The following is a 17,735-nucleotide window of genomic DNA, read 5'->3' as shown; positions in this document are numbered from 1 at the left end:
AGTTTTTAATTTTTTATTAAGTGCCCAAAAGTACAGTTCTTTTTTTAAAAAATAAACCTATAATGTAAGTCTTAACCCAACTCCAACATTGGTATAAGAAGTTTTATAGGTATTCGAAGTTTCGGGCTTAGTCACGTTTCTATCAACGTATAATCTAAAATTGAATCGTTGGTTAATTACATAGTCGACAGAAGGGCGTACTGAAAGGGTGGTGGTTCCTCCTGCAACTTGTGCGACGGTGTTATCCAACTGATAAATAATAGTTCTATTTCCACGTAAACTAAAATCCATCCTAAAGTTCAAATCATTATTAGTTGTATGCAAATTACCCACTCTGAATGGCAGTTTAAATTTCTGCGTGCGATAACCCAACCCAAACGTAACCTGATTATCTTTCATCTGCGACATTTGAGTATTGGCCAAACTAAAGCTCAACAAACGACTTTTTCTAAACTCAAAATTGGCAGTCATGTTGTTTTTAAACTTCATGTCCATACCCAATAATGGCAAAAAATCTTCTGACAAGGTTACAAAACCCATTTGGTATTCAGGCAAGAAATTGAAATTGCCATTGTCATCGGAAAGGGCACTTCTACTGGTTACGTTACCGTTTGCATCCACCGCATAATTAATCAAGGTTGTAAAACTGGTGATTGTGTAAACCGATTTATACGAATGATTAATATTGATTGACGAGAACAGTTCTGAAACAAAAGGAATCTTTGTCAATCCGTTATATGTTACACGCCAGTTAGGCAAAGGAATACTAGGAAATGCGTTAAGCGACATCGAATTAGCATCCTTGCGTAAATAGGCCGATAAAAACGCATTTACCACCACATCTTGTTGCGTACGACCATACCCGTCAGCATATCCTTGAGCATCCTTTCCAATGGAATTATCTACATTAGCGCTGCCCAGACGTTCCGAAATCACCTTACGGCTTTGATCAAATTGTGTAAAGGTTGAAGAAATGTGATCAATATTATTCTCTGTTTCGAATGCAGTATTTAATGCAATGGTACTAATAGTGAACATTCCTGTTCTTACAGGACTAAACTCCTGGAAGGTACCTGTTAAATCATCATACCTAAAATTCGACTGATCATTCATTTGTTTACCCCAGGTACCCGAAAGCTCAATCCTAAAATCCTTAATCGGCTCAACAATTACTCTGTAACTTAAATCTTCTTTACGATTTTGCATGTATAAGCTGTTCATGCTAGCGTAAGTAGTAAGTTGTCCCTTACTAGCCACCTCGTAACGGATATCCTTCTGGCTTCCCATCATAAATCCTAGACCCGGATTAGAACCGAAAACACTAGTTTGCGGTAAATATCCTGGCAAAAATGTCCCATCACTCAAAGTATAGGTACCATTAGCATTTTTTAACATGGTTAAAAAACCTCGGTAAATGTCGCCGGCTTCAAAGTCTTTGGGATCCGGATCTCTTAAGAATCTGATTTTACCAAATAGCTGTGCAAAATTTAACTGACCTGTAAACCCAACTGTTCGTGCATTTTGAATGGTATTACCAAATCGTTCACTTTCAACCTTCATGGTCGACAGGGGTTCTGACCGCCAGTTATAGTCAACTGCATAACGAACATTAAACGAGGTCCAAGAAAGGGGTTTAATGCGATTAAGCGGGACGTTATAGGTTAAACCAAGCCTTTGACTAAACTCTACCGGGCGACCAAATTTAAACAGGTTACTTTGAATAGAATCTTTGACCTGAGGAGTAATAGCACCCGAAGGCTCATCAACTGATGACAAACTTCGAGCACTGTAATCGAACCTTAAGGCCGAACTCATGTCCCATCCAACATTATAAATTCCTGTAAGGTAATAGGATTTGTTATACGTACTAGGCGCAATAAAATATGATGATTCTTCAGTGGCCCTCAACGTATTCTCGCTGTAATAACGATCCAACATAAACTGCACGTCAATAACCTGAGGCGCCAGGTTCATATTGAGATCTCTAATTAAGCTCCAGCCTTTCTTAAATACTTTCCCGAAAGGTTTAAAGTTTTTCGATTCCTTTTGGAAGTTATATGCAATTATCGCCTTATAAGTCCGTACCTCGTTATTTTGAACTGTATAAGAACGATTTCTGAATTCAGTATGGGCAAAGGTAAAGTTGAAGTTTTCAAAATCATAGAAATTAACCTTATCTCCGGGGTTTCTATTTTTTCGCACATTGGTAAAGTTGATACTTCTACGCGTAGTAACATCATTCACTACACTTGCTAGCGAATCCCTTCTTTCTCTATTATCTCCTCTATATGAATTTAATACATCATTTAGCAAAAGATCTGGAGAAATTGGACTGTACTCAGGCTTTTTGGTATCACGAGCATAGGAGATATACATTGGAATTGAGAAATTAACTTTCTTTGGAAAGAACTTCCCTAACTCTATGTTCGATGAAACATCGTAAGTAGCATTCTGACTTCTGTTTATCTGGCTTACTTTTCTATCCAACGAACCGAATCCAAAGGTGCTCATGCTTCCAGCCAAGCTCACGGTGGCAAAATCAGCCAACTTAGCATTCATTAAACCAGTCATGGCCATACCACCTTCTTCCTTAAACTCGGCTATGCGCAATTCGTCGAACCAAAGTTCAGCAGACTTAGGTAAACCATCATCAAAGCCCGAATTATTCCCCTGGTATGGATTTCTTACACCCAGCATCAGCACTCTTGTTTTACTCAAATCAGGCTGTCCCTTTATTGAAATTCGATAACGTCCCTCTACAATGGTATATAATTCATTAATCGGTAAGTTCAAGGCATTCCTGTCACGCTTAAGCTTCTGTAACGTTTCAAAGGCAATGTCAAGGTTATTATCAGAAGGCCAAATCACATCCGGATTTTTAGAACCTGGAGGTGTTACTGTTAATGGAACTTCGTACTCGTAATAATTTTGGTCATAATCAGTTCCCAAACGAACAATAGCCCTAACGTCTCCAGAAGAAAGCCCTCCTTCAGCATGGACAAACATTTTAAGACGCTTATAGGATCTAAAGTCAAAATTGATTGTTTTATAAGAAGCACGGGAAAATCCATCACTCAGATTATCAACCCTTAACAATAATGATTGCTCATTCAGGCGCACATTTTCACGATAAACACCTTGAACTTGTTGTTGCTCAATACCTGGAGGAATCACATATGGAATGGGTTCACGATTACCATTTTCTTCAAGATTGATTGCAGCTAAATTAAGGTTGGAATTATCTGTAGTTGAAGCAGGCAGTCCTTGTTCACGCAAAACCATCAAAGGGTTATTGTCAGGATTAAACTCCTTCCATTCGCCTCTTACCAATTGCAGTTTGGCAAAACGCATAATCACCGAATCAGTGAAACCTGTCATGAACATACGAATGAAACGAATAGACCTGAAGTCCTGGATATTACCTACCCGTGATTGAAACGCAGTGATAGGAATTCGGAATTGATACCATGTTGTAGGTTGCACTTTTCCATTTTGCAATTTCACGTTAGTTACCACTTTATCATTCAGGAAGTTTTGGCCAATAACCAAATCCTGTTGACGAATGGAAACTTTATACTGAAAATATTCTTCAGAAGCACTCATGTTGTTGTCGCGGTTAATATCTTCTCCATCTGGGTTAGGAGTTGATGCCGCATTTTCAATTCCAACAATCTGCTGTGCCTGCGAACTGGTTTTTGAGTTACTTTCGGTACCGTTAAAACGGCTGTAGCGCTGAAGAATCAATGCATTCTGAGCATCAAGTGCCGGTCCACGGAAATACACAAAATCATCAGAGGAAGGGTCTTTTTCAGCCTGTTCTAATGCAGAAGAACCTGCAGGAAGTACACTACGCAACTGATTTAAATAAACTTGAAAGAAAGCACTTTCTTGTTCTGAACTTAAACCATCCAATCCCACATCCTGACGTTGACGAGCTGATGGGTCATTATCAAAAGCCTGAGTAACAGGCTGATTTTTACCCACATTACCCCAGACGGTAGAAGTTACCAAATTAGGGTCGCCACCAGCAGGCAAGGCATTTTCAACACTTTTAGAACCATCCTTTAAAATATCTTCTGAAATGTTCCCTAAGTTAAAATAGAGATCACCTCCTTTAGAGTTAGGATTCCCCAAGAAGGGGTCCATCACCCAAAACTCAATGTATTCAACATTTAGCGCCTGAAAATCATTCTGCTCCAACTTTCTAAACATCCCCCCCCAACGACTTTGCGGGTTACTTAATGTTCCATCAGGCAAAACTCCTGTTGTTGTATAGTTATACGGACCACGTTTTTTAGGGTAGAAAGCAACGTCGAGAGTTGGTAAAAGCAAAGGTGTTCCAGTTACTGCTTGTTTATTAGGGAACACCTCTTGTTCGGTTACTTCACGCACGTAAGGGTTGGACTGCTCTTCTTTGTTATTTTTAATATTTGAAGGTGTAGTGCTGTTTCCGATAGAATAAAAGATTGGGTCAATAGTATAAAAAGCTAATAACGAACGATTATAACCATAGCTTAAATCGTTGCTAAACTGAGCTTCAGGAAACAACTGTGGTGTACCCGAGATAAACCAGTTATTAAAATTCTTAAGATCAATTATTGAACGGGTGGTTTCAAAATCATCCAGATAAGACACCCCACCTTTGTCGCCGGCAATATTCAAGGCCCTGGCATGACCCGGCATAAACTGAGCAAACTCTCCGTTAAAACTAATTGATGATGGCTCTTTAGTTGAAATGAATGGCAACTTATCGACCAGCCTGGTTAAGAGCTTTGATTCAGACCTAAAGTTGGCATCAAAACCATAAATGGTATTAGAAATTGACTCGTCGCCAATATTTACTTTTTGTGTTAATGGTCGTTCACTTAGGCTTAGGATTGTACTCCCAAGATTCAGCTTATCGTTTACATTATAATCGAATCTTGCCCCCATCATTGTCCGCGATTGAATACCAAACAACTCCGTACTTTCAAGCTTGATCTTAATTGGCATACCGGAATTCAACAATGCTTCATTTAAAATCTTCACTCTACCTAAATTATAATCAACCGTAAAATCCACTCCTTCCACCATTTGGGTTGGACCAGCCATTAATAGTACCGAACCCTGTGGCACATTAATGGCATTAAGGTTAAACTCAGAGCTGGTGCTTGATTTGTAAATACCCTTTAAATAATATCTGTTTAACGATGGAAACTGCTGAGCAACAAATCGGGTTGAATCATATAAAGGTTGATAAACATACTTTCTTATTAGGTCAACTTCTGTTGGAGAAAACTTGGAAGCCAAATCTTTACCAAAAGGCTCTACTACCGGAAATACAATCCGACCGTTCAAAGGATCAATGGTAACACCGTTTATAAAGTCAAAAACTCCATCTGGTTCATTATTTTGTTGATTATTTATCCGGTCCAGATTGGCTAACTGAATGTATGGCTTGCCCTTGGTATTTAATCCTTCAGGCATTACAGGTTGTTCTACACCTGATTTTTCATCCAGTCGAATTACATTTAATCTAAAGCCATCCTGACTAACCTGATAAGCATTTAAGCTGTAAATGTTTTTCATCATCAGATCCCAGGTTGGCAAATACGTTTTCAGCAATTCATTCTTCAGCAGTTTTACATAAAGCACAACTGGTTTTGAAGGGTCTTGCGGAACATCCGTTGAAAATTCACCCACTTGGTACTGAACACCATTTAATGTGTAACGGTAAGCAACCGCCAATACTTCGTCGTTATTTAAAGGCTGGTTTAGGGAAATATAACCTAGCACAGGATCAAACTTATACTCTCTGTCGTTAAGTTTACGAGCATAGGTAAGTTTTGCATAATTGTCGCTACCTCCTGTACCTTGAAAGTATGCATTTACGGTGTTGTCATTAGTAAACCTTAACTGCGAAGGAATCGTAGTTAATAAATTATTAGACTGAGGTGTTACTCCGTCATTAAAACCTGATGGATTTAACGCCTGCCCACTTAGGAACAAAGTTGAATTATAAGGTTTATTCTCACCCAAATCCAAAAACGCAAGTATATCCCTTGAGTCGCTATTATTGTTTGTTCGATTGGTTACCCAAACTTCAATTTTATTAATTACCACCCCTGAATTGACGATAGGAGGACGTGATAATGCTTCATTGTACTTATCACGAAAATAGGTGGCTAAGAAATAATGTTTGTTGGCTTCGTAGTTATCCACCTGAATCATGAACTCACTCTCTTGCGCACCATTGGTAATATTGATCTCCTTCATCTCGCTTCGCTGTTGCGAGAATAGTCCGGTTACTCCAAGACGACCAAACTGCATTTGAGTTTTAATACCAAAAAGGCTTTGGCTTCCGTTGATCAATGTTCCGGCAATGGGCATGCTCACATTACCTACTTCAACCTTCCGTACAATCTCATCTTCTTTACCGGTATACTCAAACTTCATCTGATTCTCAAAATCAAACTGAGCTTGCGTATTAAAATTGGTATTTATCTTCAACTTTTCACCGATCTGTCCGGTTAAGTTTAATTGAAGCCGCTCATCAAAATCCAAACTGGCTTGCTGGCGCTGACGGGTATTGAATAAAGGATTTTCATTTTTATTGAATCGGGTAGAAAGATTAACTTCAGCAAAACCCTGTGGACGAATATCAATAAAACTTCCACCGAATAAATCGTTAAACGTTTTGCTTTGAAAAGTTAGCTTAGGGAGCAAGCCTCTGTTCTGCACAATTTCATTACTTTGCCCCGTTTTTTGCTGCCAGTAACTTCGCTTTGCTTCTTCTAACGTATATCTTTTATATTCCTCAAATGTTAATTTTTGAGGAGAACGATACGTCCTTCCGCCAATTGTTTCTATGATCTCATAAGTATTGGTTTTAGGATCATATTCAACACGTCGGGAAACATTTGAAGGATCTTTTAAACCAATAATAGAATTATAACGATTTAAAACGTCTCTTCTTTCCTTAAAAGGGTATCGCAAATTGTTCGTGTCAGCTTTAGTAGTTGATGAAATAGCTTGCCCTTGAGCATTGCTACAACACCCACAAAGAAAAACAAACAACAACCCCGCTAAAAAGACAATAGTAAATTTTGGTTTCAAATTCGTTTAATTATTGGATAATAGGTCATTAAAATAAAAATTATCAAAGATTTTTCAATGACTCTTTAATCAACCCTTCAACAGTCATACCATTTGTTGATTTTTTCAGAACATTGTCAATAACTTTTTCTGCAGCACTTTTTACAAACCCTAGCATTACCAAAGCAGATAATGCTTCATCTTTGATACTATTATTTTGTGGTATTTGAATAAGTGAATTACCTATTTCTTTTTTAAGCTTATCCTGAAGTTCCAAAACCAGCCTTTGCGCTGATTTAGGCCCAATTCCTTTTATACGCTGAATTTGAGGAACATCTCCTTTAATAATTGCCTGCTCAATTTCAACAGGTGTAATAGAAGAAAGCATCATGCGAGCTGTGTTTGGCCCAACTCCAGAAACTGAAATCAAATGAACAAACAACCTCTTCTCACCCTCTTCTGCAAAACCATACAAAGTATGGGCATCTTCCTTAATACTTAGATAGGTATGCAGCTTTAAAAGAGCATTGCCATTATTAATTGAATCAGCAATTAATGAATAGGTATTTAATGATATATGAATCTGATAGCCAACCCCTGCAGTCTCCATAAGTACATATGTTGGGCAGATGAAGGTTACTTTTCCGTGTATATATGCAATCATACGAATGTGATTAAAAACATAGTGCCAAACATAATGTTAATGCACAAATAATCTGATAATTATACTCAAAAATATAACTAAAGGTTACTTTCAAGCCATGTTTTATAAAAACAAATCCGGTGGTTAATTAAATAAAATATAATTAACCACCGGACTTATCTATGGTGTAAAAAATTGCCTATTGGGCAAGTTTTTCGCGTTGCTGAGCATCAACAACTGCTACTGTAACCATGTTTACAATTTCACGAACAGAACTATCCATCTGCAAAACATGCACCGGTTTGTTCAAACCAAGTAGAATAGGCCCCACAGCCTCTGCTCCACCAACTTCCTGCAATAACTTGTATGCAATATTACCCGACTCAAGGTTAGGAAAAATTAACGTATTAGCAGGACCATCAGCCAAACATGAGAATGGATAATTAGCCTGCATCATTTCAGTGTTAATCGCAAAATTGGCCTGCACTTCACCGTCAACTAATACACTAGGATGTTCTTTGTGTAAAATCGAAACAGCCTCCCTCATTTTCACAGCAGAGGCACCAGCACTAGATCCAAAGTTTGAGTAAGACAACAATGCCACTCGAGGCTTAATATTAAAGGTTTCTACTGCCTCGCTAACTAACAAAGTGATATCTACAATCTCTGACGGTGTTGGATCTAAGTTCACAGTAGTATCAGCAAAGAAGATAGGTCCTCTTTTTGAAAGCATCATGTACATACCGGCAACTTTTTTCACACCAGGACGAGTACCAATAACTTCCAATGCAGGTTTCACCACATTTTTATAGCTTTTAGTCAAACCGGAAATCATTGCATCAGCTTCGCCTAACTCAACCATAATTGAACCAAAATAGTTACGGTCGCGAACCAGCTTAAGAGCATCGCTCATGCTCACTCCTCTACGCTGACGTTTCTTGTAAAGAATCGCAGCGTATTTCTGTAAAGTTTTCGGCTCTTTAAAAGGATCGATAATAGTAGTACCTGCTAAATCAAGATTATGCTGTTCAATAAGCGCGTTGATTTTTTCTATATCGCCTAATAGAATAGGAATTGCAATGTTATCATCCTTTACAATTTGTGCAGCCTTCAACATTTTATAGTTATCGGCCTCGGCAAATACAACTCTTTTCGGAGTTGTTTTAGCTCGCTGCGAAATGCTGCGCATCAGTTTATCGTCTAAGCCAAGACGTTTTTTCAGACCTTCAATATAAGCATCCCAATCAGTAATTGGCTTACGAGCTACACCCGATTCCATTGCGGCTTTAGCTACTGCAGGAGCCACATGCGTAATCAAACGCATATCCAAAGGTTTAGGAATGATATAGTCTTTACCAAAAACAATATTACTTTGATTATACGCAAGATTTACTGCTTCAGGAACAGGTTTCTTTGCAAGCTCTGCAATGGCTTTTACTGCAGCAAGCTTCATTTCCTCATTAATTTGAGTCGACTGAACGTCCAACGCTCCACGGAAAATGTAAGGGAAGCCCAATACATTGTTTACCTGGTTAGGATAATCAGAACGACCAGTAGCCATGATAATATCGTTACGGGTTGCAGTTGCAAGTTCATAACCAATTTCAGGATCAGGGTTAGCCATCGCAAATACAATGGCATTAGCAGCCATCGTCTTTAACATATCAGCAGATACAGTATCTGCAGCAGATAAACCAATGAACACATCGGCGTTCACCATGGCTTCAGCTAAATCTTTAACATCACGGCGTTCAGTAGCAAATTCTTTCTTAGAAGCATCCAACCCATCACGGTCAGAACGAATAACCCCTTTACTATCGAGCATTACAATGTTCTCTTTACGTGCACCTAATGATACATATAAACGAGTACATGACATTGCAGCAGCGCCTGCACCACCAACCACAATCTTAACATTCTCAATCTTCTTATTTTGCAACTCTAGTGCATTTAATAATGCAGCAGCAGAAATAATAGCAGTACCGTGCTGATCGTCATGCATTACAGGAATATTCATTTCTTCCTTTAAGCGACGCTCAATTTCAAAGCACTCTGGAGCTTTAATATCCTCAAGGTTAACCCCACCGAATGTTGGTTCAAGCGCCTTTACAGTGCGGACAAACTCATCCACATCGGTAACATTCAGCTCTATATCAAAGACATCAATATCAGCAAAAATCTTAAACAAAACCCCTTTACCTTCCATTACTGGCTTTCCGGCTTCAGGCCCAATATTACCTAAACCAAGCACGGCCGTACCGTTGCTGATTACGGCAACTAAGTTTCCTTTTGCAGTATATTTATAAACGTCGTCTTTATTTTCGGCAATTCTAAGGCATGGTTCGGCAACTCCGGGAGAGTACGCTAATGATAAGTCGCGTTGAGAATTTGTTGCTTTGGTAGGAACAACTTCTACTTTTCCAGGGCGTCCTAATGCGTGATAATCAAGTGCATCCTGTTTACGAGTGGTCTTACTCATTTATATATTTTATTTAGTGAATCGCCAAAAATATAAAATCATATAAAAACTTTCAGATTTATATTTTATTAGATGAATTATTGAAAAATGCTTAATACTGCCATAATCCTTTCATTATCAATTTAAATATTAACAAAAAAGCCCCAATAAGGGGCCTTTTATGATTGGTTAATTTCCGCTTACACAATACACCATCTTTTCATGCTAACCAACCTTTAATATTTTACCGGGATAAATAGATTTAGCATTTTTAATATTGTTAAGCTTTTTTAATTTTTCAACAGTCATACCTTTGAACTTTTCTGCAATAGTCGATAGCGTATCGCCGGATCTTACTTTATAAGTTAAAGGCGATTTTGATTTATTGGCAGCCAGATATGCGTCCTTCGATGCATAAATTTTCAATCGCTGGCCGCTTGCAATCTTGTTCGATCTCAACTCATTCCAGGTTTTCAAATCTTTAACTGTACATTTATGATGAGCTGCTATGGAACCTAAATTATCATTCCTTTTAACCTTGTAATAGATTATGGTTCGTTTTTTACGACTGTTTTTCAGCAGCTTTACAAACTCGTCATCTGTATTATTTCGCTCCGAAGATGCTGAATACTTAGCCAGTTGAACTACGCATTGATCAAGCAAAGAGGTATTTAAACTTGCAAAATAGTCTCCTGCGTATTTAGGCAACAGGATTTCTTGAGGATTATCAACAGTGGCGTTCACTACATGTTTCTTATACTTCGGATTTAAAAATTTTAACGCTTCAGCTGAAATATTAAGCACTGAAGCCATTTTGGTTAAAGAAACCGCTTTATCAACTACTAGTGTATCCGTTTCCGCACTAAACTCCACATCCATCTGCTGTATATTATGCTGTGGAGCATAGGTCATAACATAGGTTGCAGCAATAAAGGCTGGTACATAGTTAGCCGTTTCTCTTGGTAAAAAAGGGCGAATATCCCAGAAATTACTGCTACCACCTGCACGGGAAATAGCTCTATCCACATTACCAGGTCCACAGTTATAGGCCGCAATTACTAATAACCAGTCATTATACCTGTCATATAAATCACTTAAGAAATTGACTGCCGCAATAGTTGATGCAATTGGATCACGACGTTCATCAATATAATAATCAACATCCAAGTCGTACATCTTACCGGTACCGTACATAAATTGCCATAAACCAGTGGCTCCCACTCTTGAAATTGCTGATGGGTTTAAGGCTGATTCAATAATTGGAAGATACTTTAATTCAACAGGCAGGCCTTCTTCCTTAAGATATTTTTCAAAAATGGGGAAATAATATTTTCCGACTCCAAGCATGCGAGAGACCAATCCTCTGTACTTAAAAGCATACAAATCGATATGCTTTTGCACAAACTCATTATAATCAAGAGGAATCTCACTTTTAATGGAGTCTAATCGAAGTTTATAAATATGATTTTCGTAGAACGGAATTTCATCCGGATCAGAGGGCAGAACGAATAAGGTATCGGTAGTTAAACAGGCCATTACTTCGGCCGCAAGTGAATCTTTGTCTCCGGGAGGAATTGAGTTCCTTTTAAAACCCGAAGCATACATGTCTCCTGGTGCTAATGAAACACCGAATACAATTGAAACAATGAGAGAAAGTATAGTTTTTTTCATCTGTAATTTCATTTGCTTTTACCTAGATTAAAACTCACACTTATATATTCACAAGAGTAAAACCATAATCTATGCCATTCAGGCTTAAACAAATTGTAAAACGATGAACAAAGAACGTTTGTTATGTTTTAATCTATAAAAAAGCGCTGATTTTCAAGCACAAAACCCAACTTGTTAAGTTTCAGCTATTTTAAGTTACGCTTTTTTATTAATACTTAAAAGTAATTTCGAAAAAGAAAACAGGCCACTTTCATCAAACTTCTTCCCGATAAGTTGTAACCCAATAGGCAGCTTATTAGAATGAATTCCAACCGGAACAGAGATTGCCGGCAACCCTGCTAATGAAGCTTGAACGGTAAAAATATCTTCCAGATACATCACCACTGGATCTTTAAGTTTTTCACCCAAATTCCAAGCTGTAGTTGGCGCATTGGGCAGTAGAATAAAGTCGTATTGAGAAAGAATTTCGTTGAGATTATCGCGAATCAATCGACGTACCTTTTGAGCCTTGGCATAGTATGCATCATAATAACCGGCACTTAAAACAAAAGTACCTAGCATGATCCGTCGTTTAACCTCTAAACCAAATCCTTCTGTTCTTGATTTTTTATAGGTGGATTCCAAATCTGTGGCATTCGGACTTCTATAACCATAATGCACACCATCATAACGCGCTAGGTTAGACGAAGCCTCTGCCGTTGTTAATATGTAATAAGTTGGAACAACGTAGTCAAGTAGTGGGAAATGCGCTTCTTCCACCACATGACCCTCTGCTCGCAACAAATCAATGTTATGCTGCATTAAGGCTTTAATTTCCGGATCTAGTCCTTCGCTACTTAATGTTTCACTTAAATATGCAATACGAGCTTTGCCGCTAAACGATGGTTGTTTCGAATAAGCGGGCACTGGATGAGATGAAGCAGTACTGTCATATTCATCCTTACCTGCAATAATTTCAAGCAATAAAGCTGCATCATCGATTGTCTTAGTTATAGGACCAACCTGATCAAAAGAAGATGCATAAGCAATAATTCCGTGACGAGATACCCGACCATAAGTCGGTTTAATACCTACCGTACCGCAAAAAGCAGCAGGCTGACGAACAGATCCGCCTGTATCTGTCCCCAAGGCTGCTAAACACAAATCCGCTTGTACTGCAACAGCCGAGCCTCCGGAAGACCCTCCTGAAACCTTAGCATTATCAGCCGCATTTAATACCGGCCCATAATATGACGTTTCATTAGAACCACCCATTGCAAATTCATCGCAATTTAGCCGACCAATAATGATTGCATCTTCAGCTAACAAGCGCTCAACAACTGTTGATGAATAAACAGAAGTAAATCCTTGCAATATTTTAGAGGAAGCACTTACCTGATGATCTTTATAACAAATATTATCCTTTATACCGATTACCATACCGGCTAATTTACCGGCAGAGCCATTCTTAAGCTTTTGATCAATTTGCTGTGCTTTCTGAACAGCTTCATCAGAAAACACCTCAACAAAAGCGTTGAGGTGTTTATTGGACTCAATACGAGTCAGATAATTATTTACTATCTGTTCCAGCGTAATAGCTCTTTCGCTCAGAGCTTCCTGAACAGCTTTTAAAGAATCGTAAGATTGCAAGGTCTAAAAAGTGTATTTCTTTTAAACGAAAATTATTTTGATGACTTAACAAGACTACTTCTGTTCTCTTTTTGGAGGTTCAGGATTATTCATGCTGTCTTCAATCTCCTGCTTAATGCCGCTAGATGCGTCTTTAAACTCTCGGATACCTTTTCCCAAACCACGAGCCAATTCAGGGAGCTTTTTACCACCGAACAACAATAACACAACAAGTACGATAAGTACAATCTCTCCTGTACCTAGGTTTAAAAACAATAAACTGCTATTTAACATCGCTTTAAATTTTGGCAAATATACGAACAATTATTCTTAAGCATCTTAATTAATCCCAATCATCATGCAAAGATAGCAATGGTCTGATGAAGATTAAATGAAGAATAACTCATTTGAACACAATTAATTGGCTAACCATCCTTCCGGATTCATGGCAGTTTGGCCTTTACGTACCTGGAAATTCACTTCTGCATTTCCTTCCGCATCTGTTGCCACCGTACCTATTACTTGTTTGATTCCTACTTTCTCTCCTGATCTAACTGAAGCTGACCGTAAGTTTGAATAAACCGTAAAATACTCACCATGCCTGATTATGATAGCATACTCACCAAATATCTGGGTTACGGCAACTACCTCACCTGAAAATACAGCTCGTACAGCGGCACCTGAATTTGTTTTAATATCAATACCATCATTGTTTACTGTAATCTTAGAAAGCACCTCATGCTGGTGAGTGCCAAAACGATCCACAATAACACCTTTCTCAACCGGCCAAGGCAAGCGTCCACGGTTACTTACAAAGTCGGCAGTAAGTTTAGCTGCCTCTGGTGTTGCAGAAAGAACTGCAGAACCTGTAGCAGTTGGCTTCGCAGCTTCAACCGGAGCCGTTGATCCCTTGGCCTTAGCCTCGGCTTCTGCTTTGCGGCGAGCCTCTTCCTCAGCTTTTCTCCTTGCAATTTCAATCTCTCTGCGAATAATATCTTGTATTGCTTTATTCAGCTTTTGCGCTTCTCGTTGTTTTTTGGCAATCTCCTGACGTAATGCTTTCTCTCTGCTTTGTAACTGCCCAACAACTTCTGTCTGCTTAACTTTCTCCTTGGTTAGGGTCGCCTTTTCCTTTTGTTCTTCTACAAGCAATGTATTTTTCTCTTTCTTGTTGGTACTAAGCTCCATCACTTTTACGTTCAGAGCCGTTTGGGTGCGATTAATGTATTCGGCTTGCTTTCGGCGATAAGTCCCAAACTGCTGCAAGTATTTCATTCGCTTATAGGCCTGATTAAAATCTGTAGCGGCAAAAATGAACATCATTTTATTATAGGCACTTTGGTTACGAAAGGCAAATAATACCATACCTGAATACTCCTTTTTCAACTGTTCAAGTTGACGCTGAAGCGAGGATATATTTTGATTCTTTGCCACAATTTCCGAGTTAAGCACCTTAATTTGGGTATTAATTGTACCTATTACTTTTTCACGCGTATTAATCTGACTATTTAGTACCCGTAATCCTTTTAAAGAAGTGGCTTTTTTTTCTTGAGTTTGCTTTAGAATTTTATTGGTGTATTCTATATCCTGATTTAGCTGTTTTTTCTTCTTTTCAAGTTCTTCTCTTGATTGTCCAAGTACAACCAAAGAACTACCCGAAAGCATCAAACAGAAAAGAGCGCAGTAAAAATTCTTTTTATGAAGAAGCAATTTCATCGGTATAGTTTAATTAAATCTTTTAGGCACAGAAAAAGGGAACTCAAGCGGTTCATTAACCGTAATTTTATTATATCGAAGGGAAACTCCCAACTTTTTACCACCTGTTTGTGAGGAAATTGATAACTCTAAAGGCACCAGGCGATCATTATATGTTGCATAAGTGCCGTAATTGACATCCAAATGCTGATCAGGTGTTGAATTCTCAATTGAGAAACTATTTGTTTTAAACTGATTATTATAGTTGAATTTATATTTCAACGTGTCATCGCCTCCTGTAATAATAAAAAATAGATCTTCGATCTTAAAATCATCATTCGGAGAAGAAAAGTTTCGCACCTTGTTCCCTACCAAAATTGCCTGTAGTGTTTTAAAATCGACTTTCTTATTGGTCAATTGTTGAATGTAGTCAAAACCCTTACTGATATAAGCATTCTTTCCTAAACGCACTAAAACCTTAATACTATCGGGAGTAATATATGCACGAGCAGCTTCGAACCCCAAAGCACTTACTGAAGCCCAAATGATTTCATCTTTTTTAATACGAAGATTGATTGTAGCATTATCCTCACGGCCTTCGGCAGCAATAACAGCTTTTGCCTTACCGCTAAAATAATTGAACGACAACTCTGCGCTGTCAACTTGTTTTTCAAAGCGGAGCTTTGCTTTTTCTAGCTCTGTAAGCTCCTTTTTATTTAAAGGACCTGTTTCTACTATCGCTTTTTTGGTTTTACAGGCCGTTGTAAACAACCCTAATAGACTAATAATTATAAAGAACTTATTCGTGTAAAGCTTGATCATTTATTTTTCTTTCTAACAACTCTGATTTACTCCCAAATTCCTTTGCTTTTTTCCAATAAGACAGCGCCGAATCACGATCGCCTAACTTAAACAAAACATCACCATAATGTTCAACCAAGGTTGCACTTTTTGACACATTATTACTTAATGCTTTTTCAATCCACATTTTTGCTTCCTGATAACGCCCTAACCTATACAACACCCAGCCGTAGGTATCTTCGAATGAAGTATTATTAGGTTCGATTTGATTTGCCCGACGAGCCATTCGCTCTGCTTTAAGCAAATCTTTGCCGCGCAAACTTAAGTAATATGCATAATTATTCAATACCATTGCGTTATCATAATCCAGCATTAATGAACTATCATATGCTTTATCTGACTCCGGATAGCTACCAATTGCATGATAAGCATCTCCCAAATAGGCATAAAACTGGGCGGAAAGCGCCTTATTATCAGAGCTTAACTGCAGTCCTTTCGTTAATGAAACAATGGCAGCTTGTTTATTTCCGACTTGGGATTTAGCCAAACCATCATATAAATATAAATTCACCTGGTCAGGAAAGTATTGCAATGCTTCGGAAGTTACTGGCTCAGCTTGTTTAAAATCATTTAAGCTGATCTGTATTCTTATTAATTGCTCCCAAACTGCATAATTGCTTCTATCGATTTTAAGAACCTTTTGATAAAGCTCGCACGCCTCTTTCTTTTTATCAAGCAATAACATCAGATCAGCCCTCAAAGCGAATACTCTTGCATCCTTAGGATACCGATCCATTAAAATTGAAGAAAGCACCAAGGCCTCATTCTTGACGCTATGCTCGTTGTTATTTACATAATTGTTATAAACAATTCTCACCTTTGACTCAAGATCTACTTCATCAGAGCCGAAGGCCTTTTTCACCTCTTCAAAAACTAAATTTCTATTGCCTTTAACCCTATAGTAATCAGCCAAAGCAAGGTGCAAGTATCCATTATCAGGAGCAATTTTTAATGCCTGTTGATATTTCTCAAATGCCTTATCATATAAATTATTTGATTCATATAACTCGGCTATCATTAAATAATATCGAATTTCATCCGGGTACCGCTTCATCAATCCCTCCATCTCTCTTACGGCATCTTGCAGATTACCCGCTTTTAGGTAAACACGCTGCCGCTGAAGAATCAGGTCTTCACTATACCCAAACTCATTCTCTATTTTTGAATAGATATCAAGTGCTTCATTTAGCTTATCAGCTAATACCAATGCGCTTGCTTTCAAAAAATAAAACTCCTCGTTTTCAGGCTGCAAAGCAACAAGCATCCCATATGTTTGAGCAGCCATAACGAATTGACCTAATTGCTGCTGCAAGGAAGCTTTAAGCTTATAATACCAAACTTGCTCTTTGTTAAACTGGATAGCCTTTTCAATGGCAATTAAAGCATTTTCATTTTGCTCAAGGGCCTGATAAGCTAAGGCTAGTTCATAATAGGCTGCGTCATTGGCAGGATCCAAATCAACACTTAGAAGGAAGTTGCGTATAGCGTTATTAGTTTCCCCTAAAGTTTTTTCACGAAGACCACTTAGAAAATAATACTTCACTTTGGCGCTGTCACGAGAGGTAAGACTCTTAACCATAACTCCTCCAGGACGCGAAATAGCGCCTTTTGTTGTTTGGCTGTAGGAGGCCTCCATGGCAACAACCATTACAAAAAATGAAAGTATTATTCTCTTCTCAAGACCCATCTTAGTAGCAATAACGTAATAATAAACAGTCTATTGCG

9 protein-coding genes are annotated in these 17,735 nt (G+C 38.2%); all 9 read right to left on the bottom strand.

Annotation, left to right across the window (positions count from 1 at the left end; genetic code table 11):
• Nucleotides 1-57: 57 nt before the first annotated feature.
• The 9 genes from sov to L2B55_RS03705 all read right to left on the bottom strand — a co-directional run bounded on the left by sov (nt 58) and on the right by L2B55_RS03705 (nt 17,697).
• Complete coding sequence (sov, locus tag L2B55_RS03745; RefSeq protein WP_237848954.1) at nt 58-7,095, bottom strand: T9SS outer membrane translocon Sov/SprA; 7,038 nt, start codon at nt 7,093-7,095, stop codon at nt 58-60.
• 43 nt (nt 7,096-7,138) lie between these two features.
• The gene (gene ruvA / locus L2B55_RS03740) at nt 7,139-7,738 is read right to left on the bottom strand and encodes a Holliday junction branch migration protein RuvA (RefSeq protein WP_237848953.1); all 600 of its coding nucleotides are present in this window, start codon (nt 7,736-7,738) and stop codon (nt 7,139-7,141) included.
• Between the two features lie 178 nt (nt 7,739-7,916).
• Entirely contained in the window at nt 7,917-10,196 is a 2,280-nt protein-coding gene (locus L2B55_RS03735; protein WP_237848952.1) for an NADP-dependent malic enzyme, read from the bottom strand.
• A gap of 204 nt (nt 10,197-10,400) precedes the next feature.
• Complete coding sequence (locus tag L2B55_RS03730) at nt 10,401-11,846, bottom strand: lytic transglycosylase domain-containing protein (RefSeq protein WP_237848951.1); 1,446 nt, start codon at nt 11,844-11,846, stop codon at nt 10,401-10,403.
• 195 nt (nt 11,847-12,041) lie between these two features.
• Nucleotides 12,042-13,475 carry an Asp-tRNA(Asn)/Glu-tRNA(Gln) amidotransferase subunit GatA gene (gene gatA / locus L2B55_RS03725; RefSeq protein ID WP_237848950.1) on the bottom strand — a complete coding sequence of 478 codons (1,434 nt, stop codon included), beginning with the start codon at nt 13,473-13,475 and terminating at the stop codon, nt 12,042-12,044.
• Between the two features lie 54 nt (nt 13,476-13,529).
• Nucleotides 13,530-13,748 (bottom strand): Sec-independent protein translocase subunit TatA/TatB, encoded by a 219-nt coding sequence (locus L2B55_RS03720; RefSeq protein WP_237848949.1) that lies wholly within the window; start codon nt 13,746-13,748, stop codon nt 13,530-13,532.
• A gap of 123 nt (nt 13,749-13,871) precedes the next feature.
• Nucleotides 13,872-15,170 (bottom strand): murein hydrolase activator EnvC family protein, encoded by a 1,299-nt coding sequence (locus L2B55_RS03715; protein WP_237848948.1) that lies wholly within the window; start codon nt 15,168-15,170, stop codon nt 13,872-13,874.
• 9 nt (nt 15,171-15,179) lie between these two features.
• Nucleotides 15,180-15,971: a lipoprotein insertase outer membrane protein LolB1 gene (lolB1, locus tag L2B55_RS03710; protein ID WP_237848947.1), complete on the bottom strand. Its 792-nt coding sequence runs from the start codon at nt 15,969-15,971 to the stop codon at nt 15,180-15,182.
• Nucleotides 15,949-17,697, bottom strand: coding sequence for a tetratricopeptide repeat protein (locus L2B55_RS03705; RefSeq protein WP_237848946.1), 1,749 nt, complete (start codon nt 17,695-17,697; stop codon nt 15,949-15,951). The genes lolB1 and L2B55_RS03705 overlap by 23 nt, the downstream gene beginning before the upstream one ends.
• Nucleotides 17,698-17,735: the final 38 nt, after the last annotated feature.

Origin of the sequence: Solitalea lacus, from assembly GCF_022014595.1 — a bacterium.
Classification (GTDB): Bacteria; Bacteroidota; Bacteroidia; order Sphingobacteriales; family Sphingobacteriaceae; genus Solitalea; species Solitalea lacus.
The sequence above is the reverse complement of the archived record's forward strand: the minus strand, read 5'-3'. Positions and strand labels throughout refer to the sequence as shown.